General features: G+C 62.8%; 19 protein-coding genes. 10 read left to right on the forward strand and 9 right to left on the reverse strand.

The genetic code is table 11. The annotated features are described in order from the left end of the window. Positions 1-43 precede the first annotated feature (43 nt). The 6 genes from J3B00_RS22445 to J3B00_RS22470 all read right to left on the reverse strand — a co-directional run bounded on the left by J3B00_RS22445 (position 44) and on the right by J3B00_RS22470 (position 7,138). A complete protein-coding gene (locus J3B00_RS22445) occupies positions 44-778 on the reverse strand; it encodes a molecular chaperone (RefSeq protein ID WP_209872135.1) in 735 nt (244 codons plus the stop codon). A gap of 91 nt (positions 779-869) precedes the next feature. Further along, positions 870-3,353: a CS1-pili formation C-terminal domain-containing protein gene (locus J3B00_RS22450; RefSeq protein WP_209872138.1), complete on the reverse strand. Its 2,484-nt coding sequence runs from the start codon at positions 3,351-3,353 to the stop codon at positions 870-872. Between the two features lie 103 nt (positions 3,354-3,456). Then, a complete protein-coding gene (locus J3B00_RS22455; protein ID WP_209872142.1) occupies positions 3,457-3,936 on the reverse strand; it encodes a CS1 type fimbrial major subunit in 480 nt (159 codons plus the stop codon). A gap of 219 nt (positions 3,937-4,155) precedes the next feature. Beyond that, positions 4,156-5,820 carry a cation acetate symporter gene (locus tag J3B00_RS22460; protein ID WP_209872144.1) on the reverse strand — a complete coding sequence of 555 codons (1,665 nt, stop codon included), beginning with the start codon at positions 5,818-5,820 and terminating at the stop codon, positions 4,156-4,158. After that, positions 5,817-6,128 carry a DUF485 domain-containing protein gene (locus tag J3B00_RS22465; protein WP_209872147.1) on the reverse strand — a complete coding sequence of 104 codons (312 nt, stop codon included), beginning with the start codon at positions 6,126-6,128 and terminating at the stop codon, positions 5,817-5,819. The genes J3B00_RS22460 and J3B00_RS22465 overlap by 4 nt, the downstream gene beginning before the upstream one ends. 161 nt (positions 6,129-6,289) lie before the next feature. After that, on the reverse strand, positions 6,290-7,138 hold the full coding sequence (locus J3B00_RS22470) for a glycine betaine ABC transporter substrate-binding protein (RefSeq protein WP_209872150.1): 849 nt from the start codon (positions 7,136-7,138) through the stop codon (positions 6,290-6,292). A gap of 206 nt (positions 7,139-7,344) precedes the next feature. On the opposite strand from J3B00_RS22470, the gene J3B00_RS22475 reads away from it, so the two are divergent. Beyond that, on the forward strand, positions 7,345-8,904 hold the full coding sequence (locus J3B00_RS22475; protein ID WP_209872154.1) for a beta (1-6) glucans synthase: 1,560 nt from the start codon (positions 7,345-7,347) through the stop codon (positions 8,902-8,904). Between the two features lie 149 nt (positions 8,905-9,053). Here the strand turns inward: J3B00_RS22475 and J3B00_RS22480 are convergent, their stop codons facing one another. Further along, positions 9,054-9,443 carry a hypothetical protein gene (locus tag J3B00_RS22480; RefSeq protein ID WP_209872157.1) on the reverse strand — a complete coding sequence of 130 codons (390 nt, stop codon included), beginning with the start codon at positions 9,441-9,443 and terminating at the stop codon, positions 9,054-9,056. A 232-nt stretch (positions 9,444-9,675) separates the two neighbouring features. Here J3B00_RS22480 and J3B00_RS22485 point away from each other — a divergent pair, with 232 nt between their 5' ends. Further along, the gene (locus J3B00_RS22485) at positions 9,676-10,974 is read left to right on the forward strand and encodes a serine/threonine protein kinase (RefSeq protein ID WP_209872161.1); all 1,299 of its coding nucleotides are present in this window, start codon (positions 9,676-9,678) and stop codon (positions 10,972-10,974) included. Further along, complete coding sequence (locus J3B00_RS22490) at positions 10,967-11,782, forward strand: VacJ family lipoprotein (protein WP_209872164.1); 816 nt, start codon at positions 10,967-10,969, stop codon at positions 11,780-11,782. Before J3B00_RS22485 ends, J3B00_RS22490 begins: the two co-directional genes overlap by 8 nt. Positions 11,783-11,844: 62 nt before the next feature. Here J3B00_RS22490 and J3B00_RS22495 read toward each other — a convergent pair whose 3' ends face one another. Then, positions 11,845-12,780: a lipid A biosynthesis lauroyl acyltransferase gene (locus J3B00_RS22495; RefSeq protein WP_209872167.1), complete on the reverse strand. Its 936-nt coding sequence runs from the start codon at positions 12,778-12,780 to the stop codon at positions 11,845-11,847. Between the two features lie 111 nt (positions 12,781-12,891). Here J3B00_RS22495 and minC point away from each other — a divergent pair, with 111 nt between their 5' ends. The 7 genes from minC to J3B00_RS22530 all read left to right on the forward strand — a co-directional run bounded on the left by minC (position 12,892) and on the right by J3B00_RS22530 (position 19,576). Further along, positions 12,892-13,650 carry a septum site-determining protein MinC gene (minC, locus tag J3B00_RS22500; RefSeq protein WP_209872170.1) on the forward strand — a complete coding sequence of 253 codons (759 nt, stop codon included), beginning with the start codon at positions 12,892-12,894 and terminating at the stop codon, positions 13,648-13,650. Between the two features lie 100 nt (positions 13,651-13,750). Next, on the forward strand, positions 13,751-14,563 hold the full coding sequence (gene minD / locus J3B00_RS22505) for a septum site-determining protein MinD (RefSeq protein ID WP_119139659.1): 813 nt from the start codon (positions 13,751-13,753) through the stop codon (positions 14,561-14,563). A 3-nt stretch (positions 14,564-14,566) separates the two neighbouring features. Further along, on the forward strand, positions 14,567-14,821 hold the full coding sequence (gene minE / locus J3B00_RS22510; protein WP_119139657.1) for a cell division topological specificity factor MinE: 255 nt from the start codon (positions 14,567-14,569) through the stop codon (positions 14,819-14,821). Between the two features lie 188 nt (positions 14,822-15,009). Continuing rightward, on the forward strand, positions 15,010-15,645 hold the full coding sequence (locus J3B00_RS22515) for an RluA family pseudouridine synthase (protein ID WP_119139654.1): 636 nt from the start codon (positions 15,010-15,012) through the stop codon (positions 15,643-15,645). 122 nt (positions 15,646-15,767) lie between these two features. Next, positions 15,768-17,057, forward strand: coding sequence for a M18 family aminopeptidase (locus tag J3B00_RS22520; RefSeq protein ID WP_209872173.1), 1,290 nt, complete (start codon positions 15,768-15,770; stop codon positions 17,055-17,057). 129 nt (positions 17,058-17,186) lie between these two features. Then, complete coding sequence (locus J3B00_RS22525; RefSeq protein WP_209872176.1) at positions 17,187-17,354, forward strand: hypothetical protein; 168 nt, start codon at positions 17,187-17,189, stop codon at positions 17,352-17,354. Between the two features lie 44 nt (positions 17,355-17,398). Next, positions 17,399-19,576 carry a mechanosensitive ion channel domain-containing protein gene (locus tag J3B00_RS22530; protein ID WP_209872179.1) on the forward strand — a complete coding sequence of 726 codons (2,178 nt, stop codon included), beginning with the start codon at positions 17,399-17,401 and terminating at the stop codon, positions 19,574-19,576. 711 nt (positions 19,577-20,287) lie between these two features. Here the strand turns inward: J3B00_RS22530 and J3B00_RS22535 are convergent. Continuing rightward, positions 20,288-21,001, reverse strand: a complete 714-nt coding sequence (locus tag J3B00_RS22535; protein WP_209872183.1) for a UTRA domain-containing protein — start codon at positions 20,999-21,001, stop codon at positions 20,288-20,290. Positions 21,002-21,312: the final 311 nt, after the last annotated feature.

Here is a 21,312-nt window from a genome sequence, read left to right on the forward strand (position 1 = left end):
AGCCAGTACCCATGCCAACGCCGGTGGGAAGGAATTATCGCCATCATCCCTTCACCACCATGGCCTGATGCTCATTGCCTTCATGCAGCTCGAACTGATGCACTTTCTGCGCTTGGCCGTCGAACTGCCGGGAACGCCCAGGCAGCAGATGATGCTTGGTTGCTGGCTCGCACTCGCGGTCGGCCGCCTGACACTGGCGAAAGTGATCGAGTACAACCGTGCTATTGCCCTGATTGGACACCGTCAGTTGCCCATTCTGGCGTTGTATCGGCGTTTTGAAGCTGACCTCGGCGGGCCGCACGAACAACAGCGAGCCGTAACCGGCCAGCAGATTGACGCCGACCTTGAGGCTATCGCGGTACTGCTCGGCCTCTTGCTGATCGACGGCAAAACCGTCACCCAGCTCTGGCAGCACCGGCACGAAACGCAAGCGGAAATAGCGCTCCTGGTCACGCGAGCCACGGTACAAAAGGCGCACCGCCTGCATGCCGTTGGCCGGCACGATCAACCGCGCTGGGCTGGCGACCAGCCCACGCTGCTCCAGCGGCAGGCCATCGGTGTCGACTTCACGGGCGACGCCATCGGCGTCGTAGATCAGCTCGGCGACACTGACCTTGACGAACGCCGTGGTGTCGCCGCCATTGCGGATGCGCTTGAGCAAGGTGCTCTTGCCGCTGTCGAGGTAATCGTAGAGCGCGCCGACATTCAGTTCGGGGGCAGCACTGACGCTCAGCGGGCTGAGCAACAGCGCCAGCAGGCTCAAGGGTAAAATCTTCATCGTGAGTAGTCTCCGTGGATGCATGAAGAGAGTAGTGATGCAGGCGTGTCGCTGGCCATGGCGCAACTGGCGGGAGATATCCCAAAATGCCTTAGGAAATTTCCGCAACGGGCCGCACAGGGCTGCAGGTCTGGTCACCCGCCAGGAGCACATCGCCCTCGCGTTGCAGCTGCTGCAGGTCGAGCTTCAGCTGGCAGACCAGCGTGCCTCGCTGGCGGATTTCCAGGGTCGGCGTCGATTCGCTCATCTCCACCGCAAAGAACCCATCGGCCTCGCTTACCGTGCGGCTGGCGTGATTGACCACCTGAGCACCGCGCAGCGCACGCCCATGGCCATCGAACAGGCGGCCAAGCACGGTGACCGTGCGTAACACGCGCAACTGCCGGTAGGCGATGCCGCCGCGATTGAGGTGGTAGTCGAGGCTGGGAGGCTGGATCACCGCTGCCGTCGCGTCGCTGCCGTCGAAGTCGAACTGCACCTGGCCGGCCTTGTAGGCCGCCACCGGGATGACGTTACGCCCCGGGCGCAAGCTGGCGGTGCTGCTGTCAGGGTCATCGGCACGCAGCGCAAGGTGCGGCAGGTCGGTCTCGACATCGACGATCAAGCCGGCCTGATACGGCAAGTACTGGCCACTCAGCGCTGCCTTGCCTCCACCTAGGGCGACCAGGCTCTGCAGGTTCAGTCCGCCGTTGAACTCGCCGTTATAGGACGACTGCTGGAAGTAGGCGTCGCCGTTGAGCCAGTGGTTCTCGAACTGAGTGTCGCCGCCCAGGCCGGCGCCATAGCGGTCGGCGCTGGCGGTCAGGCCGACGCTGCGCAACGGGCCGAAATCGACGTCCTGCTGATAGCCCAGTGAGGCGTTCAGGTCGCGCCCGCCATCGCGTGAGGTACGTGTGCCGAGGCTGGCAGACAGCCGCCGCCCGCCGTCGCCGAGGCTCATGCTCAGGGCCAGGTTGACCCCGCGGCTGCGCGCATCGCCGGTGCCGAGCGTGCCTGGCCGGTCAAACAGGCTCAGTCGCCAGTTGGCGTCCGACCCCAGCAAGCGGCCGTAGTACGACCAGCCAAGGTCCGCGCCCAGCCCGGCGCTGGCACCGCTGCTGTGGGACACACGCAGGCTCAGGCTGTTGCGCGGGTCGAGGCGATGGTTGATCGACAGCGACGATTGGGTTTGCCGCTGGACCCTCGGCTGCCCATTGGAAAAGCGTGTCAGCCGTGGCTGGGTTAGCCAGGAGCGGCTGTGGCTGGCCACCAGCGAACCTTGTTCATAGGTGTGGATCGCCTGCAGGTCATAGCCGCTGCCGTGGTCCTGGGTCTGGAACAGGTTGCCGTACAGTTTGAAGCGGTCGCGCACGTCCCAGTCCAGCGAGGTGCCGTACTGCATGAAGGTATCGATACGCTGGGCCGACAGGCCGACAATCGCCCGTGGATGCAGCAGATAGTTGGCCAGCACGCCAGCACTGAGGCTGTCATTGTGATCACTCTGCCAGTTGCTCAGCAGGCTGCTTTGCCGGCCCAGGTAGAGGTTGTAGCGCCAAGGCGCGTCGGTGCTGCGCCAGTTGCTCGGTTTGTAGATGAACGCCTGACTGCGCGAAGTGACCTGGCCATCTTCGACCAGGCGGATCTCGACTTCATAGATACCACCGGGCAGTACCCTGCTGTCGAGGGCCTGCAGGCCCGGCTGCACCGCCTGGCTGTTGATCAACACGCCATTGCGGTAGATCTCGGCCACGGCAGGCCGATCCGGGGTGACGTAGATGGGCGTAGCGCTCGGCGCGCCGTTGTCGATCGCCAGGCCGTCGCTGCTACCGAACATGACGCCCACGGTGGTATCGGGGCTGGCGCCCATCAGCCGCGGCTGGCGGGTCAGGCCTTGTGCGCTGGGGGTAAAGTAACCCAGGCGGTAGAAGTGGTCGTCGACCAGGCGCTCGGCATACAGCTGGTCGAGGCGGTAACGGCTGCCCTGTTGGCTATCGCTGCCGCGGTCGAGCTGGCCGTCAGCGAGGGTTGTCCAGTTGCCGAGACTGCCCTGCCCTTGCACCGCGTAGCGACCGCTGGTGCCACGCCCGTCACTCACCAGATTGAGCTGGTTGCGCAGCAGCAGGCCATAGCTGCCCTGCTCGGGCAGGTGGTAGAAACGCTCGGCAGGCGTAGCGGTTTCGGCGCGGTTGGTCAGCAGCGATAACTGTGAGTTGATCAGGCTGTAGTGCAGCGCGCGCAAGCCGTCTGGGCAATCGCTTTGGCAGTCACCCAGGGCACGGCCGTCGGCCAGACGCTCCTGCCAGCGCCGGCGCAGGCTTTCTGGCTCGCGGCTGTCCTGAGTGTCGGTGAATTCCAGCAGCTGTACCTGTTGATCACGGCTCAGTACTACCATGGCATCGCCCAGGTAGCGGCCATCCAGGTCTACTCGTACGGCAAGCGGCACATCGAAAAAGTGTGCCTGGAAATCGCGTGGCAGGCCTTCGATCTGGGCAATGGCCGTCGTCGGCTCGCTGCCATAGCACGGCACCGCAAGCAGACAGGCAGCCAGGGCCAAGCATCGGCGCAACGAAGCGATGTAGTTATCAATGATCGGCATGGGCGTCGGCGTCGCTTGCAGGCAATACCCGCCCTCCAACGGTGCAGGAAACACCGAAGCAGGGCAGGCAACAACGGATGGGGTTAACGCTGGGCGCAGCCGCTCAGGGCGCAGCGGTCTCGAACATCATGCTGACCAGGCCTTGGTAGTTGCCCGGCTCATAACCGGTGGTCGGCGCGGGTTTGGCCGACACGACAAAACCGATGGTCGCGCCCGGGGCGGCCTGGGCGGCGGAGACCACCTCGGAGGGTGTGGTCAACAGCAGCGTATCGCCAACCTGAACATCCAGGCCAATGTTGTTGCTGCCATTGGCGATCACGGCGGGCGATATCAGGTAACCGGTGATCGGGCCAATGGTGCTCTTGACCTGCAACTGCTTGCGGATCGGCTCGAGCGTGGACTGGTAGGAGTTCCAGGTCATCTCCTGCGGATCGTTCATCCAGTTGCCGCCTACCGGTTCGACGTAAAACGCGGCGGTGGGGATCTGGGCAGTGATCTGCACCTGTTTTTCGATAGGGTCGGCGGCAATCGCCGAACCTGCGCAGAGCAAGGCCAGAGGAAGGGCAAGTAAGGTACGTTTCACGAATAAATCTCCTTGAAATGATCAATGCCTGACGGGACGTGCCCATTCAGTGAGGAGAATTATTCCGGGTTGCCTTGCCGCGAGGACTAAGACCGTTCCGAGCGCGCTTCGGAAATTTCCCAGCGAGCGCAGAATGCCATCAATGGGGTTGCGCGCACTTGCCGGCCCACAACGCACAACGCCCCGACTAAGCGGGGCGTTGTGTTCTAGCGCTCAGGCTTAGTGGGAAACCGCCCCACTGGCACCCAAGCCGGTTTGCGAACGCACGAACTGCGGGAAGAACAGCGCACGCTCGTTTTCTGCTGCGCTGGACTTGTCGGTGACCGAGAAGAACCAGATACCGACAAACGCGATCAGCATGGAGAACAGCGCTGGGTACTCGTACGGGTAGATGGCTTTCTCGTGGCCAAGGATCTGCACCCAGATGGTTGGGCCGAGGATCATCAGGCCAACCGCACTGACCAGCCCCAGCCAGCCGCCGATCATGGCGCCACGGGTGGTGAGCTTCTTCCAGTACATCGAGAGCAGCAGGACCGGGAAGTTGCAGCTGGCAGCAATCGAGAAGGCCAGGCCGACCATGAAGGCGATGTTCTGCTTCTCGAACAGGATGCCCAGGCCGATCGCGAGGATGCCGAGGAAGATCGTGGTGATCTTCGATACGCGGATCTCGTCCTTGTCGTTGGCCTTGCCCTTGCGCCAGACGCTGGCATACAGGTCGTGCGACACCGCCGAGGCACCGGCCAGGGTCAGCCCGGCAACCACGGCGAGGATGGTGGCGAAGGCCACCGCCGAGATGAAGCCGAGGAAGATGCTGCCACCCACGGCATCGGCCAGGTGCACCGCCGCCATGTTGTTGCCACCCAGCAGAGCGCCCGCGGCGTCCTTGAAGTCCGGGTTGGTGCTGACCAGCAGGATCGCGCCAAAGCCGATGATGAAGGTCAGGATGTAGAAGTAACCGATGAAACCGGTGGCGTAGAGCACGCTCTTGCGCGCTTCCTTGGCGTCGCTGACGGTGAAGAAGCGCATCAGGATGTGCGGCAGGCCAGCGGTACCGAACATCAGCGCCAGGCCCAGCGAGAACGCCGAGATCGGATCCTTGACCAGACCGCCAGGGCTCATGATCGCTTCACCCTTGGCGTGCACTTTGATTGCTTCGGAGAACAGCGTGTTGAAGTCGAAGTTGACGTGCTTCATGACCATCAGCGCCATGAAGCTGGCACCGGAGAGCAGCAGCACGGCCTTGATGATCTGTACCCAGGTGGTGGCGAGCATGCCGCCAAACAGCACGTACATACACATCAGGATGCCGACCAGGATCACCGCGACGTGGTAGTCGAGGCCGAACAGCAGCTCGATCAGCTTGCCCGCGCCGACCATCTGCGCGATCAGGTAGAAGGCCACCACCACCAGCGAGCCGGAGGCCGACAGGGTGCGGATCTGCTTTTGCCCGAGGCGGTACGAGGCGACGTCGGCAAAGGTGTACTTGCCCAGGTTGCGCAGGCGTTCGGCGATCAGGAAGAGAATGATCGGCCAGCCGACCAGGAAGCCGATCGAGTAGATCAGGCCGTCGTAGCCGGAGGTGAACACCAGGGCGGAAATACCCAGGAAGGAGGCTGCCGACATGTAGTCACCGGCAATCGCCAGGCCGTTCTGAAAACCGGTGATCTTGCCGCCGGCGGCATAGTAGTCGGAGGCTGACTTGTTGCGTTTCGACGCCCAGTAGGTAATCCCCAGGGTGAACAGGACGAAGGCCAGGAACATGACGATCGCAGACATGTTGAGCGGCTGTTTCTGCACCTCGCCGGTCAGCGCATCGGCTGCCCACACGGCGGGTGCAAAAACGCCGCAGGCCAGAACGGCCAGGGCTTTGACTGGGCGGTTCATTGCTTGGCCTCCTCGAGGATTGCCTTGTTCAGCTGATCGAACTCGCCGTTGGCGCGACGCACGTAGATACCGGTCAGGACGAACGCCGAGAGGATCAGCCCAACACCGAGGGGAATGCCCCAGGTGATCGACGACTCAGGGCTGATCTTGGCACCGAGCAAGTGCGGGCCATAGGCAATGAGGAGGATGAAAGCGCAGTAGAGGCCGAGCATGATCGCCGAGAGAATCCAGGCGAAGCGTTCGCGTTTTGTGACCAGTTCCTTGAAGCGGGGACTGTTCTGTATCGAGAGGTAAATGCTGTCGTTCATTGTTTTTGTCCTAGCAGCACAGATTAGGGATAACCCGCCTGTAACTTTATGCTGCCGTTGGACGCCAACCAGACGACCTTAGTCTTAGATGCAAGGGTGTTTTACTGATTTGGTAACAGAAGCGGGGCCGCTGTGCGGCCCCGATTCACCTTCTCAAAACCTTACTTACCGGTCCACTCAGCGACGCGGTCCGGATGCTTGGCCACCCAGGCCTTGGCCGCCGCTTCCGGCTTGGCACCGTCCTGGATCGCCAGCATCACTTCGCCGATCTCATCCTTGGACTGCCACTGGAACTTCTTCAGGAACGCCGCCACTTCCGGCGCCTTGCTGTCCAGCTCCTTGCTACCAATGCTGTTGACGGTCTCAGCCGCGCCGTACACGCCTTTCGGGTCTTCGAGGAACTTCAACTTCCACTTGGCGAACATCCAGTGCGGCACCCAGCCGGTCACCGCGATCGATTGCTGCTTCGGATAGGCCCGGGTCAGCTCGGCCGTCATCCCTGCACCGGAGCTGGCCTGTAGTTTGTAACCGGTGAGGTCGTAGTCCTTGATCGCCTGTTCGGTCTTGATCATTACCCCGGAGCCTGCGTCGATACCAACGATCTTCTGCTTGAAGCTGGTATCGGTCTTGAGGTCTTCGATGCTGTTGGCCTTGACGTACTCGGGGACGATCAGGCCGATCTTGGCGTCTTTGAAGTTGGCCCCGTAGTCGACCACCTTGTCCTTGTTCTTGGCCCAGTACTCGCCGTGCGTTACCGGCAACCAGGCCGAGAGCATGGCGTCCAGCTTGCCGGTGGCCACCCCCTGCCACATGATGCCGGCAGCAACCGCCTGCAGCTTCACGTCGTAGCCGAGCTTCTCTTTGATCACCTCGGCTGCCACGTGGGTGGTGGCGACACTGTCGGCCCACCCATCGACATAACCGATGCTCACTTCTTTGGCCATTGCTTGCGCTGCGCTCATGGCCAACACCAGGGCGGATCCCACGCCCAGGAAACGTCGCATGTTCATCAAAGCATCCCCTCGTCAGGTCTTGGAGATTGCATCATCAACCTGACACACGGTGCGACCTGCTCCACCTGCGACCTTTACCCCACCCAGATGCGACAGCACTTGGCCATTAGCGCCATCGGGCGAGCGTGGCCTGCGCGATCCTTGCATGCCAAAGCGTTGACGCCGGGCATTTGCGGCTATCATCTAGCCCTTTGTGCCTGACGATGGACCGCCCGATGCCCCGTTCTACACGCCTGCTGCTGCCGCTGTACCTGCTTGCCTGCCTGCTCGCCCTGGGCGGCCTCGGCGCGCTCTGGTACGGGCTTGGCAAGCCGGTGCTGCTGCCCGACGCGGCCAGCCCGACGCACAAACTGCAGTGCGCCTCGTACACCCCGTTCGACAAGGACCAGTCGCCCTTCGACCAGCCGTTTCGCCTGCGCCCGGCGCGAATGGACGCCGACCTGGCGCTGCTGGCCGAGCGTTTTCAGTGCATTCGCACCTATTCGATGACCGGCCTTGAGGCAATTCCGGCGCTGGCGCGCAAGCACGGCCTGAAGGTGATGATCGGCGCCTGGGTCAACGCCAACGCGGCGGACACCGACAAGGAAGTCGAGCTGCTGATCGCCTCGGCCAAGGCCAACCCGGATGTGGTCACGGCAGTTATCGTCGGCAACGAAGCGCTACTGCGCAAGGAAGTCACCGGCGAGCGCATGGCCGAACTGATCGGCCGGGTCAAACGCCAGGTGACGGTGCCGGTGACCTACGCCGATGTCTGGGAGTTCTGGTTGCAACACCCGCAGGTGGCAACCGCGGTGGATTTTCTGACCATCCACCTGCTGCCCTACTGGGAAGATGACCCGAGCGGCATCGACCAGGCCCTGGCGCATGTCGCCGAGATTCGCCAGGTATTCGGCACACGCTTTGCGCCCAAGGACATCGTCATCGGTGAAACCGGCTGGCCCAGTGAAGGCCGTCAGCGCGAGACCGCAGTGCCGAGCAGGGTCAACGAGGCGTTGTTCATCCGTGGCTTTGTCGCCATGGCCGAGCACAACGGCTGGCGCTACAACCTGATCGAAGCCTTTGACCAGCCGTGGAAGCGTGCCAGCGAAGGCGCGGTCGGCGGTTACTGGGGGCTGTATGACGCCGACCGGCAGGACAAGGGCGTGCTCGAGGGGCCGGTGAGCAACCTGGCGCTGTGGCCGCAGTGGTTGGCTGCCAGTGCGTTGCTGATGCTGGCTGCCCTGCTGCTCGGCGGACGCCCGGCTGACCGCCGTGCGGCACTGCTGCTGCCGCTGCTGGCCGCCATCGGCGCGGGCAGCCTGGGCTTGTGGGGCGAGTTGATGCGGACCAATGCGCGGTTTGCCGCGGAGTGGCTGTGGGCGCTGCTGTTGGCTGGCCTGAACCTGTTGGTACTGGCCCATGGGGTGTTGGCCCTGGGGCGCCGAGAAGGCTGGCGCGGGCGGTTGTTTGCCTGGCTTGAGGCCAGGGCAGGCTGGTGGTTGCTGGCGGCGGGGTTTGCCGCGGCGGTGAGCATGCTGGCGATGGTGGTTGACCCACGGTATCGCAGTTTCCCCAGCGCGGCGCTGCTGCTGCCGGCGCTGGTGTATCTGTTGCGGCCGGTGCCGGCGCGGCGGGCTGAGGTGGCCTTGTTGGCGTTTATCGTGGGCGCGGGGGTGGCGCCGCAGTTGTTCCGGGAGGGGTTGGAAAATCAGCAGGCGTGGGTTTGGGCGGGGGTGAGTGTGCTGATGGTCGGCGCGTTGTGGAGCAGTTTGCGCAAGGCGTGAAACCGATGCTGACCTTTTCGCGGTTAAACCTACACAGCCTGCAAACGCCTCCACCCCTGTAGGAGCGGGCTTGCCCCGCGAACACCGGCAAAGCCGGTGCCATCTACCTCGGTTGCCTGGGCTGGCCTCTTCGCGGGGCAAGCCCGCTCCTACAGGTTTCTGGCAAGCCTGGGTTGTGGGGCTGGCTGGCGCACCAGCCGCAGCCCGGCCAAGACCACCGCGAACACCGCAATGCTCGCCGTGTACAGCACCAACGCCGGTATCCCCAGCAACAATGCCAATCCGGCCAGGTACCAGCCAGCACGCCCCGCCACCAGCTGCGCCACCAGCGCCAGCCCGAGAGCACCCCAGGCGATCACCTGAAAATGAATGGCCAACCCCAGCAACGAACGCACCTGGCACTGCCAGTACCCGTCCGGCAGCGCACACAGGCCAACCCACTGGGCATCCTCCATCAACCCATAGCGCACGCCATAACTGGCGCCCAGCCACAATGGCAGCAATGCCAACAGCACGATTACAGGCAAAAAACGCTTCAACGGCCGGCTCCGGGCAGATCAAATAAAGGCTCAGCATAACCGTGCGCAACATCCATGCAAGGCAAGTTGCCAGTGCACAAGCTATGTTGCACACAACAACCCTTGCCGCGCCTGTCATCGGCGCGGCAATATCTGGCCCGACAAAGGGCAGCGTACCAGGCAACTTTGGCCAGTGAGCCGTGGTCCTAGCCTGCGTATCGCAACACCTTGCTGATCTTTCCTGGGGGATTCAATGCTTCGATCAATGCGCCTCGCTGCCCTTTTGGGTGGCTTGCTACTGGCTGCGGCCGCCTCTGCGCGGGATATCGACGCCGCCGGCTATGGCTTCCCCTTGACCAATCCGTTCGAGGCGACCATCGCCACCACGCCTCCCGACCTGCGCCCGACCTTGCCCAGCGATGAAGACATCACCCAGGCCGACTACAGCCTGAACCTGCGCCCGGACCGCGCCTTCACCCTGCCCGACAACTTCTGGCCGGTGAAAAAACTCAAGTACCGCCTGGCACGCCAGGACCGCGAAGCACCGCTGATCTTCATCATTGCCGGCACTGGTGCGCCGTACTCCAGCACCATCAACGAATACCTGAAAAAGCTCTACTACCAGGAAGGCTTCCACGTCGTTCAGCTGTCGTCGCCGACCAGCTGGGACTTCATGAGCGCAGCCTCGCGCTTTGCCACTCCTGGCGTGACCAAGGAGGACGCCGAGGACCTCTACCGAGTCATGCAGGCAGTGCGTGCCCAGCACCCACGCTTGCCGGTCAGCGATTTCTACCTGACCGGCTACAGCCTCGGCGCGCTGGACGCGGCGTTTGTCAGCCACCTGGACGAAACCCGGCGCAGCTTCAACTTCAAGCGGGTGCTGCTGCTCAACCCGCCGGTCAACCTCTACACCTCGGTGAGCAACCTCGACAAGCTGGTGCAGACTCAGGTCAAAGGCATCGACCGCAGCACCACCTTCTATGAGCTGATGCTGGAAAAACTCACCCGCTACTTCCAGGAAAAGGGCTACGTCGACCTCAACGACGCCCTGCTCTATGACTTCCAGAAGTCGCGCCAGCACTTGTCCAACGAACAGATGGCGATGCTTATCGGCACCTCGTTCCGCTTCTCCGCTGCCGATATCGCGTTTACCTCAGACCTGATCAACCGCCGTGGCCTGATCACGCCGCCGAAAACCCCGATCACCGAGGGCAGCAGCCTGACCCCGTGGTTCAAGCGGGCGCTGCAGTGCGACTTCGAGTGCTACCTGACCGAGCAGGTGATCCCCATGTGGCGGGTGCGCACCGACGGCGGCAGTGTGCTGCAACTGGTCGACCAGGCCAGCCTCTACGCGCTTGAAGACTACCTGCGTAACAGCACCAAGATCGAGGTGATGCACAATGCCGACGACCTGATCCTGGGCCCTGGCGACATCGGCTTCCTGCGCAAGGTGTTCGGCGATCGCCTGACCCTTTACCCGCACGGCGGGCATTGCGGCAACCTCAATTACCGCGTCAACAGCGACGCCATGCTGGAGTTCTTCCGTGGTTAAACGACTGCTGCTTGTCACCGCCTTGTGTGCCGCGGGCCTGGCCCAGGCAGAAGAAATTGCCCCGCGTACCAGCGTAATCGAAGCGGACCCGGTCGTTAGCCCTGCGGCCGGCAGCGATGGTTTTCTCGATCCGCTGCGCTCGCTGAAATTCAACCCGGGGCTGAACCAGCGCGAGTTCGAGCGCTCGACCCTGACTGCGCTCAACGTCTACGACCCGCTGGAGTCGATGAACCGGCGCATCTACCACTTCAACTACCGCTTCGACCAGTGGGTGCTGCTGCCTGCGGTGCAGGGCTATCAATACGTGACCCCGCGCTTCGTGCGCACCGGGGTAAGCAATTTCTTCAGCAATCTGGGCGATGTGCCCAACCTGTTCAACAGCGTGTTGCAGCTCAAGGGCAAGCGTTCGGCCGAGATCACTGCGCGCTTGATGTTCAACACCCTGCTGGGTGTTGGTGGGCTGTGGGATCCGGCGACCAAGATGGGCCTGCCGCACCAGAGTGAAGACTTTGGCCAGACCTTGGGCTACTACGGGGTGCCGGACGGGCCGTACATCATGCTGCCGATCCTGGGCCCGTCGAACCTGCGCGACACCACCGGGGTAGTGGTGGATTACGCGGGTGAGCAGGCGGTCAACTTCCTCAACGTGGCCGAGGCGAGTACCGACCATCCGGAGATCTTCTTCCTGCGGGCGGTGGACAAGCGCTATACCACCAACTTCCGCTATGGGCAGCTGAACTCGCCGTTCGAGTACGAGAAGGTGCGCTACGTGTATACCCAGGCGCGCAAGTTGCAGATCGCTGAGTAATCACAATCCGCTGGGGGGCGCTACGCGCCCCTTTCCGACCGGCCCGGCGCCCCGGTATAGCCTCAGCGCTTCTTCTTCTCGTACAGCGCTGGCGCCCCCTCAGGCCGCGACTTGAAGCGCCGGTGCGCCCACAAGTACTGCTCGGGGCACTCACGCAACACGCCTTCAACCCACTGGTTGATGCGCAGGCAATCCGCCTCTTCACTCTCACCCGGGAAGCCCTGCAGCGGCGGATGGATGACCAGCCGGTAACCGCTGCCATCCGCCAGGCGCCGCTGGGTGAATGGAATCACCCGCGCTTTGCCCAGGCGGGCGAACTTGGTGGTGGCAGTGACCGTCGCGGCCTGGATGCCGAACAGCGGCACGAACAGGCTCTGCTTGGCACCGTAGTCCTGATCGGGTGCATACCAGATCGCGCGGCCGGCGCGCAGCAGCTTGAGCATGCCGCGCACGTCTTCGCGCTCGACCGCCAGCGAATCGAGGTTGTGCCGCTCACGGCCATTGCGCTGGATGTAGTCGAACAACGCATTGCCATGCTCGCGGTACATGCCGTCGATGGTGTGCACCTGGCCCAGCAGTGCGGCGCCGATTTCCAGCGTGGTGAAGTGCACGGCCATGAGGATTGCGCCCTGCCCTTCACGTTGCGCAGCCTGCAGGTGCTCGATGCCCTCGATATGCGCCAGGCGCGCCAGCCTGGCCCGTGGCCACCACCAGCTCATGGCCATTTCGAAGAAGGCGATGCCGGTCGAGGCAAAGTTTTCCTTCAGTAAACGCTGCCGTTCGTCGACAGACAATTCAGGGAAACACAGCTCAAGATTACGCGCGGCAATCCGCCGGCGCTCACCCGCCAGCAGGTACATCAGCGCACCCAGCCCACGGCCCAGCCGCAGTATTGCGCGGTACGGCAGCTGTACGATCAGCCACAGCAGCCCAAGGCCCAGCCACAGGCCCCAGAATCGCGGGTGGAGAAAATAGGGACGAAAACGCGGGCGTTCCATTGAAGCTTCCGGAAAGACAAGGGCCGGGCATTCTACAACGGATCGTCGCCGGTTGCGGGCAACCGGCGTTCTCGTTATAAGTCAGGGCACTTTTTTCGCAACAAGCCGTCTATGCAGACCATGAGCCTAAACCAGACACCCGAAAGCGCCTCCGTGTTCCAGCTCAAGGGCAGTATGCTTGCCATCACTGTGCTGGAACTGGCGCGCAACGACCTCGAGTCCCTCGACCGGCAATTGGCGGCGAAAGTGGCCCAGGCGCCGAATTTCTTCAGCAATACACCGCTGGTGCTGGCGCTGGACAAGCTGCCAGCCGACGAAGGGGCAATCGACCTGCCCGGGCTGATGCGCGTCTGCCGCCATCATGGCCTGCGTACCCTGGCGATTCGCGCCAACCGCATCGAGGACATCGCTGCGGCGATCGCCATCGACCTGCCGGTGTTGCCGCCCTCCGGCGCCCGCGAGCGGCCGCTGGATCCCGAGCCCGAAGTGAAGAAGGCCGAGCCCGCGCCGGTACCCGCGCCAGCCCCGGAAGCGGAAATCCGACCAACGCGCATCATCACTTCGCCGGTGCGCGGCGGCCAACAGATCTATGCTCAAGGCGGCGACCTGGTGGTGACCACCTCGGTCAGCCCGGGCGCGGAACTTCTCGCCGATGGCAACATCCATGTGTACGGCGCAATGCGCGGCCGCGCCCTGGCAGGGATAAAGGGCAATACCAAAGCGCGCATCTTCTGCCAGCAGATGACCGCAGAACTGGTTTCCATCGCCGGTCAGTACCGCGTCTGTGAAGACCTTCGACGCGACCCGTTGTGGGGGGCCGGCGTGCAGGTCAGCCTGTCCGGCGATGTGTTGAACATCACCCGTCTTTAACGGATACTTGCCGGCATTTTTAGAGCAACTTTTTCATCGTTGCCGTTATGTGCTTTTTCAGGGACACCATGTCCCGACTCAATTTTAGGGGTGAAACACCTTGGCCAAGATTCTCGTGGTTACTTCCGGCAAAGGGGGTGTGGGCAAGACCACCACCAGCGCCGCCATCGGTACCGGCCTAGCTCTGCGCGGCCACAAAACCGTCATCGTCGACTTCGACGTCGGCCTGCGTAACCTCGACCTGATCATGGGCTGCGAGCGCCGCGTGGTGTACGACTTCGTCAACGTGGTCAACGGCGAAGCCAACCTGCAGCAGGCCCTGATCAAGGACAAGCGCCTTGAGAACCTGTTCGTGCTGGCCGCCAGCCAGACCCGCGACAAGGACGCGCTGACCCTCGAAGGCGTCGAGAAAGTCCTGATGGAGTTGAAGGAAACCTTCGACTACGTGGTCTGCGACTCCCCGGCCGGCATCGAGAAAGGCGCTCACCTGGCCATGTACTTCGCTGACGAAGCGATCGTCGTGACCAACCCTGAAGTGTCCTCGGTACGCGACTCCGACCGCATGCTCGGCCTGCTCTCGAGCAAATCGCGCCGCGCCGAACGTGGCGAAGAGCCGATCAAGGAACACCTGCTGATTACCCGTTACAACCCTGAGCGCGTGGTCAACGGCGAAATGCTCAGCATCGCCGACGTCGAAGAGATCCTGGCGATCAAGCTCAAGGGCGTGATTCCTGAATCGCAAGCCGTGCTCAAGGCCTCCAACCAGGGCGTACCGGTCATCCTCGATGACCAGAGCGATGCCGGCCAGGCGTACAGCGACACCGTTGAACGTCTGCTGGGCAAAGAGAAAGAACTTCGGTTCGTCGATGTACAGAAGAAGGGATTCTTCGAGCGCCTTTTTGGGAGCAAATAAACCATGAACCTTTTTGACTTCTTTCGTGGCAGACAGAAACAGACCAGTGCGTCGGTAGCGAAAGAGCGTCTACAGATCATCGTGGCGCACGAGCGCGGCCAGCGCACCACGCCGGACTACCTGCCCGCCCTGCAGAAGGAGCTGGTCGAGGTGATCCGCAAGTACGTCAATATCGGCAACGATGACGTGGTAGTTGCCCTGGAGAACCAGGGCAGCTGCTCGATCCTCGAGTTGAACATCACCCTGCCCGAGCGTTGATTCACGCTTTCGGGCGATAGCCACGGCGGCAACGGCCAGCCGAACACCTGTAGGAGCGGGCTTGCCCCGCGAATGCGTCAGTTGCAACGACCGGGTTGCCTGGACAACAGCATTCGCGGGTCAAGCCCGCTCCTACAGGAGTGTTCTGCGCAGCCGTTGCCGCCGTTGCCATTTGCAGAGACCACGCAATGCCGCTGTCCAATGTGCACATCCTTCACGAAGACGCCGCCATCCTGGTGATCAACAAACCGACCCTGCTGCTTTCGGTGCCAGGCCGGGCCGATGACAACAAGGACTGCCTGATCACCCGCCTGCAGGAAAACGGCTACCCGGACGCGCTGATCGTGCATCGGCTCGATTGGGAAACCTCGGGAATCATCTTGCTTGCACGCGATGCTGCCAGCCACCGCGAGTTGTCGCGTCAGTTCCATGACCGCGAAACCGAGAAGGCCTACACCGCGCTGTGCTGGGGCCAGCCGGCGCTGGACAGCGGCAGCATCGACCTGCCGCTGCGCTACGACCCGCCGACCAAGCCACGCCATGTGGTCGACCACGAGCAGGGCAAGCACGCGCTGACCTTCTGGCGCATTGTGGAGCGCTGTGGCGACTATTGCCGGGTCGAGCTGACGCCGATCACCGGGCGTTCGCACCAGTTGCGCGTGCACATGCTGTCGATTGGCCATCCGTTGTTGGGCGATCGCTTGTACGCCAACCCTGAGGCGCTGGCAGCGCATGAGCGGTTGTGCCTGCATGCGAGCATGCTGAGCTTTACTCATCCGGTGTCGGGTGAGCGGCTGAAGTTCGAGTGCCCGGCACCGTTCTGATTGTCGGGTGCCTGGGCGGGCCTCTTCGCGGGGCAAGCCCGCTCCCACGCAGCCGCCTATAGGCCGACACAAATTGTCGCTCATCTGCGTTAAACTCGCGCCACTGCTGTCTGGAGTGACTTATGCGCGATGCTTTGAACCAGGGCCTGATCGAATTTCTCAAGGCCTCCCCAACGCCCTTCCACGCCACCACCAGCCTGGTGCAGCGCCTCGAAGCGGCTGGCTTCCAGCGGCTGGACGAGCGTGAGAGCTGGGCCACCGTGCCTGGCGGGCGTTACTACGTAACCCGCAACGATTCTTCGATCATCGCGATCAAGCTTGGCAAACGCTCGCCGCTGCACAGCGGCATCCGCATCGTCGGCGCCCATACCGACAGCCCATGCCTGCGGGTCAAGCCGCAGCCCGAACTGCAGCGCCACGGCTTCCTGCAACTGGGCGTCGAAGTCTACGGCGGGGCGCTGCTCGCGCCGTGGTTTGACCGTGACCTGTCGCTGGCCGGTCGGGTTACCTTCCGTCGCGACGGCAAGGTGGAAAGCCAACTGGTCGATTTCAAGCTGCCGATCGCGGTCATCCCCAACCTGGCCATCCACCTCAACCGCACTGCCAACGAAGGCTGGCCGATCAACCCGCAACTCGAGCTGCCGCCGATCATCGCTCAAGTAGCCGGTGACGAACGGGTCGACTTCCGCGCCTTGCTCACCGAGCAACTGGCCCGCGAGCACGAGCTCAATGCCGACGTGGTGCTGGACTACGAACTGAGCTTCTACGACACCCAGGATGCTGCCTTGATCGGCCTGAACGGCGACTTCATCGCCGGCGCCCGCCTGGACAACCTGCTGTCGTGCTACGCCGGCCTGCAGGCGATGCTCGCCTCGGACACCGACGAGACCTGCGTGCTGGTGTGCACCGACCACGAAGAAGTCGGCTCGTGCTCGGCCTGTGGCGCTGATGGGCCGATGCTCGAGCAAACCTTGCAGCGCCTGCTGCCTGAGGGTGACGAGTACGTGCGCACGATCCAGCGCTCGCTGCTGGTCTCGGCCGACAATGCCCATGGCGTGCACCCCAACTACGCCGACAAGCACGACGCCAACCACGGGCCCAAACTCAATGCCGGGCCGGTAATCAAGGTCAACAACAACCAGCGCTACGCCACCAACAGCGAAACTGCCGGCTTCTTCCGCCATCTGTGCATGGCCGAAGAAGTGCCGGTGCAGAGCTTCGTGGTGCGCAGCGACATGGGCTGCGGCTCGACCATTGGCCCGATTACCGCCAGCCATTTGGGCGTGCGCACCGTCGACATCGGCCTGCCGACCTTTGCCATGCACTCGATCCGCGAGTTGTGTGGCAGCCATGACCTGGCGCATCTGGTGAAGGTGTTGACGGCGTTCTACCGGACCCGCGAGTTGCCTTGAGACTGATCTAGCCTGGGCTTGCCTCTTCGCGGGGCAAGCACAGACGCCCTACCTGCCCCGAATCAATCCTCTGCCCTGCCCCAGCCGCTATGCTTGTTACATGGCCCCCAAAGCAGAAGGATTCTGACCATGTCCCCGTTTCTCTCGCTGTTCCTGCCCGTCTTCCTCCTGCTGATGCTGCTGACCATCGGCTTCAGCCTGCGCGAACGCAACGCCGGTGTGTTGATGATGTGGATCGGCACGCTGGGCATTTTCGGCATCATGTGCTGGAAGATCCTCGAGAAACTGCCCACATAAACCTCTACACTCGGGCCATCGTTTGACCTGAGGTAGATTTCCCGGTGCCTGCCCTCCTGCGTTGCCTGACCCTGCTGCTGTTGCTGTTCATCACCCCGGCCTACGCTGCCGGCCTGCCTGGGCTGCTCGGCGCCAGTGCGCCGGCCCAGCCCGAAGCCAGCGAGCCGTTGGCCAAGTCGCTCGATGAGGTGATCAAGAATCTCGAGAACGACCAGCAACGAAGCAAGCTGCTGGCCGACCTGAAAAAGCTGCGTGACGCCAGCAAACAGACCCAGACCAGCCCTGAACAGGGCGTGCTTGGCCTGATCGGCGGCGCGCTGCACGACTTCGAGCAGCAGTTCAGCGGCGATGCCAGCCCGTTCCGCCGCTGGTCACTGGAGATCGACCAGGCGCAGGCCGAACTGAGCGAATTGATGGTGCCGGTGCATCAATGGCCGGCGATTTTGTTCGGTTTTGCCGCGGTCATTGCGGTGTGGAGCCTGCTGGCCTATGCCTTCAACTGGATCGGCCATCGGGTACGCCTGCGCTTTGGCCTGTCTGAAGAACTGCCGCAGCATCCGCGGACCTGGGACCTGGTGCGGTTTGCCCTGCGCAAGCTCGGCCCGTGGCTGGTGGCGCTGGTATTCACCGTGTACCTGAGCTTCGCCCTGCCGCCTTCGCTGGGCAAGTCGCTGGCGATGGTGCTGGCCTATGCGCTGGTGGTGGGCACCTGTTTCTCGGCCATCTGCGTGATCGCTTTTTCCCTGCTCGACGGCCCGCACCGCCATTGCGCCCTGCACATCCTGCGTCACAAGGCGTTTCACCCGCTGTGGCTGATCGGCAGCTTTGCCGCATTTGGCGAGGCGATGAACGACCCGCGCCTGACCGCCGCCCTGGGCAGTCATCTGGCGCATGCCTTGGCAACCCTGGCCAACGTCCTTGCGGCGCTGTGCACCGGGTTGTTCGTATTGCGCTTCCGCCGGCCGATCGCTCACTTGATCCGCAACCAGCCGCTGTCGCGTCGCCTGACCCGGCGCACGCTGAGTGACACCATCGAGATCCTCGGCAGCTTCTGGTACATCCCGGCGATGATCCTTGTGGCCATCTCGCTGTTTGCCACCTTCGTCTCTGCCGGCGACACCAGCACCGCCCTGCGCCAAGCGCTGATGTGCACCGTGCTGGTGGTGGTGTGCATGGTGCTCAACGGCCTGGTGCGGCGTCACGCCGCCAACCCCAAGCGGGCCAACCGGCGTCAGGAGGTGTATGCCGAGCGCCTGAAGAACTTCGGCTATGCCTTGGTGCACCTGTTCATCTGGCTGCTGTTCATCGAGCTGGGGCTGCGCGTGTGGGGCCTGTCGATGATCAGTTTCGCTGAAGGCGAAGGCCATGAAGTCAGCCTGCGCCTGCTCGGCCTGGCCGGCACGCTGATCGCCGCGTGGCTGGTGTGGATCCTTGCCGACACCGCTGTGCACCATGCTCTGGTGCGCTCGCGCCGGGGCTTGGCCAACGCCCGCGCGCAGACCATGATGCCGCTGATCCGCAACGTCATGTTCGTGGCCATTTTCATCATCGCGGTGATCGTCGCCCTGGCCAACATGGGCATGAACGTCACGCCGCTGCTGGCCGGTGCCGGTGTGATCGGCCTGGCGATCGGTTTCGGTGCGCAGTCGCTGGTCGCTGACCTGATCACCGGGCTGTTCATCATCATCGAAGACTCCTTGGCGATCGATGACTACGTTGATGTCGGTGGTCACCTGGGCACGGTCGAAGGCCTGACCATCCGTACCGTGCGCCTGCGCGACATCGACGGCATCGTGCATACCATTCCGTTCAGCGAGATCAAGAGCATCAAGAACTACTCGCGCGAGTTCGGCTACGCGATCTTTCGCGTGGCGATCCCGCATGGGATGAACATCGACCAGGCGATCAGCCTGATCCGCGAGGTGGGGCAGAAACTGCGCAGCGATCCGCTGATGCGCCGTAACATCTGGTCGCCGCTGGAGTTGCAGGGGGTGGAGAGCTTCGAGTCCGGCCAGGCGATCTTGCGCGCGCGCTTCAAGACCGCGCCGATCAAGCAGTGGGAGGTGTCGCGGGCGTTCAACCTGGCGCTCAAGCGGCAGCTGGATGAGGCTGGGGTTGATTTGGCGATGCCGCGGTTGTCGGTGCAGGTGGTGACGGCTGGGGGTGGAAATATGGGTGGGCCTGAGGACAAGCCGGAGGGGCTGAGTATTAAGCCTCTGTAATTCCCTATACGGATTTAGTCGGGACTGTTCATCCTTGAAAACAGCAGGTTCTTGCTGGGTTCTCGGGGGGATGGTCCTGGCGTGGCGGTTGTGGGCTGATCCGTTTGATGTGCTGGCGCTGCTGGCCCCTTCCGCCCTTACGGCCCTGCGCTGCGGGTGGCGTCTGGGCTGGCGTTGTTTTCGATAGTGGCATAGGTGGTGGATATTCGGGCCTCTTCGCGGGGCAAGCCCGCTCCTACAGGTATCGCGCAAATTTTGAATTCGGCGTAATCCCTGTAGGAGCGGGCTTGTCCCGCGAAGAGGCCGGTCCTGCCAATGCAAATCGCAGGGCGCAGCCCTGCCAGCCGCACCACAAATCCGCTCGTAAACAAACAAAGCGAGAGCGCAGCGATTCGCCTGCCGTTGCCCTGGCTGTTGATCTTGATCTTGCTCTTGATCTACCAGCGACTTCAGGAGGCCGAGTGGAGGTCTTGCGCAGGGAGGTGGAGGCCATGGATGGCCGGAAAGCGCTGAGGCCCAGGATGGGCCGTACAGCGCGGTCCTCCCGAAGCAAGACCGGAGCGAGGGGACCCGTAGCGCAGCGAAGGGCCGGATGCAGGAGCAAGCGGTTTTTGGTTACTTTTTTCCAAGAAAAAAAGTGACCCGCCGTAAGGGCGGAAGGGGCCCGAAAACCCACCACATCAAATGGATAAGCCCGCCAACCTCAAAGCCCTACCCCGCCTCAGCCCTGATCCGAATCGCATCATGCCGCCAATACTCCAGATCACAGTCGATCAAATGCCCACGCTGATCACTGTTAACCCGAGAAATATGCAACCCCGGGCTCCCCGCCGACACCTTCAATGCCTGCGCCGCCGCCACCGGCAACGCGGTCGGCAAGATCTCAAAACACACCTGACCATAAGCAATCCGGTACTCACGGGCATAGATCTCGGTCAGCGACTGCCCCAGATCCTGCTCAAGAATACGCGGAAAGTACCCAGGGTTAAGGTAGTGCTCCGCATACAACACCGCCCGCCCATCAATCCGCCGCACGCGGCAAATCTGCACCACGCTGGACAACGCCGGCAACCGCAGCCGCGCACAGATGAGCGCCGACGCCGGTTGCAGCCGCGCCGACAGCAGCTCGGTACTGGGCAAGCGTCCCTGCTCGCGCACCATGGCATGGAAGTGACTGCGCTCGATCAGGTCGTAGGTCAGCCGCTGCGGCGCAACAAACCAGCCACGCCGCTCCTCCCGGTAGATCAGCCCCTGCGCCTCAAGCTGCACCAGCGCCTCACGCAGGGTGATGCGGGTGGTCGCGAACACCTCGCTGAGCTTGCGCTCGGCCGGCAGCTTGCCACCCGGCGCCAGCAGACCGTGTTCGATCTGCTCCTGCAGGGCATGACAGATGGCTGTTACCGCACGCGCCGGGGTCGCTTGCATCAAAGGTTACCTATCTGGACTAGTCCAGCCCCAGAACAGGGCACTTGGAGAATAGTGCAAGCCTAGGCACAGCCGATGAACATCCTGTGACAAAGGTCTTGGTGAACCCTTGCCAGAAACGGGCCAGCCCTTGCCGTTCAGGGCTTTGGATCTGGTCTACGCTGTATCTCCAGGGCCGCCGGTAGCCCGTGCCGGCACCCTCCCTACATCAAACTGTCACGCAAGGGTCCTAACTTGGCTCAAGGTTTGCTGACCTAGACCACTCTCGTTCGCTGACAAGGTTTTCCGATCACCAATCCATTGCAAGGCAT

It is taken from the genome of Pseudomonas sp. BP8 (assembly GCF_017875955.1).
In the GTDB taxonomy this organism is placed as follows: domain Bacteria; phylum Pseudomonadota; class Gammaproteobacteria; order Pseudomonadales; family Pseudomonadaceae; genus Aquipseudomonas.

Coding starts and splice junctions, on each gene's coding strand:
- J3B00_RS22445 (WP_209872135.1), bottom strand. CDS start 778: ATGAAGATTTTACCCTTGAGCCTGCTGGCGCTGTTGCTCAGCCCGCTG.
- J3B00_RS22450 (WP_209872138.1), bottom strand. CDS start 3,353: ATGCCGATCATTGATAACTACATCGCTTCGTTGCGCCGATGCTTGGCC.
- J3B00_RS22475 (WP_209872154.1), top strand. CDS start 7,345: ATGGACCGCCCGATGCCCCGTTCTACACGCCTGCTGCTGCCGCTGTAC.
- J3B00_RS22535 (WP_209872183.1), bottom strand. CDS start 21,001: ATGCAAGCGACCCCGGCGCGTGCGGTAACAGCCATCTGTCATGCCCTG.
- J3B00_RS22460 (WP_209872144.1), bottom strand. CDS start 5,820: ATGAACCGCCCAGTCAAAGCCCTGGCCGTTCTGGCCTGCGGCGTTTTT.
- J3B00_RS22470 (WP_209872150.1), bottom strand. CDS start 7,138: ATGAACATGCGACGTTTCCTGGGCGTGGGATCCGCCCTGGTGTTGGCC.
- J3B00_RS22520 (WP_209872173.1), top strand. CDS start 15,768: ATGCGCGATGCTTTGAACCAGGGCCTGATCGAATTTCTCAAGGCCTCC.
- J3B00_RS22465 (WP_209872147.1), bottom strand. CDS start 6,128: ATGAACGACAGCATTTACCTCTCGATACAGAACAGTCCCCGCTTCAAG.
- J3B00_RS22515 (WP_119139654.1), top strand. CDS start 15,010: ATGCCGCTGTCCAATGTGCACATCCTTCACGAAGACGCCGCCATCCTG.
- minE (WP_119139657.1), top strand. CDS start 14,567: ATGAACCTTTTTGACTTCTTTCGTGGCAGACAGAAACAGACCAGTGCG.
- minC (WP_209872170.1), top strand. CDS start 12,892: ATGCAGACCATGAGCCTAAACCAGACACCCGAAAGCGCCTCCGTGTTC.
- J3B00_RS22495 (WP_209872167.1), bottom strand. CDS start 12,780: ATGGAACGCCCGCGTTTTCGTCCCTATTTTCTCCACCCGCGATTCTGG.
- J3B00_RS22525 (WP_209872176.1), top strand. CDS start 17,187: ATGTCCCCGTTTCTCTCGCTGTTCCTGCCCGTCTTCCTCCTGCTGATG.
- J3B00_RS22485 (WP_209872161.1), top strand. CDS start 9,676: ATGCTTCGATCAATGCGCCTCGCTGCCCTTTTGGGTGGCTTGCTACTG.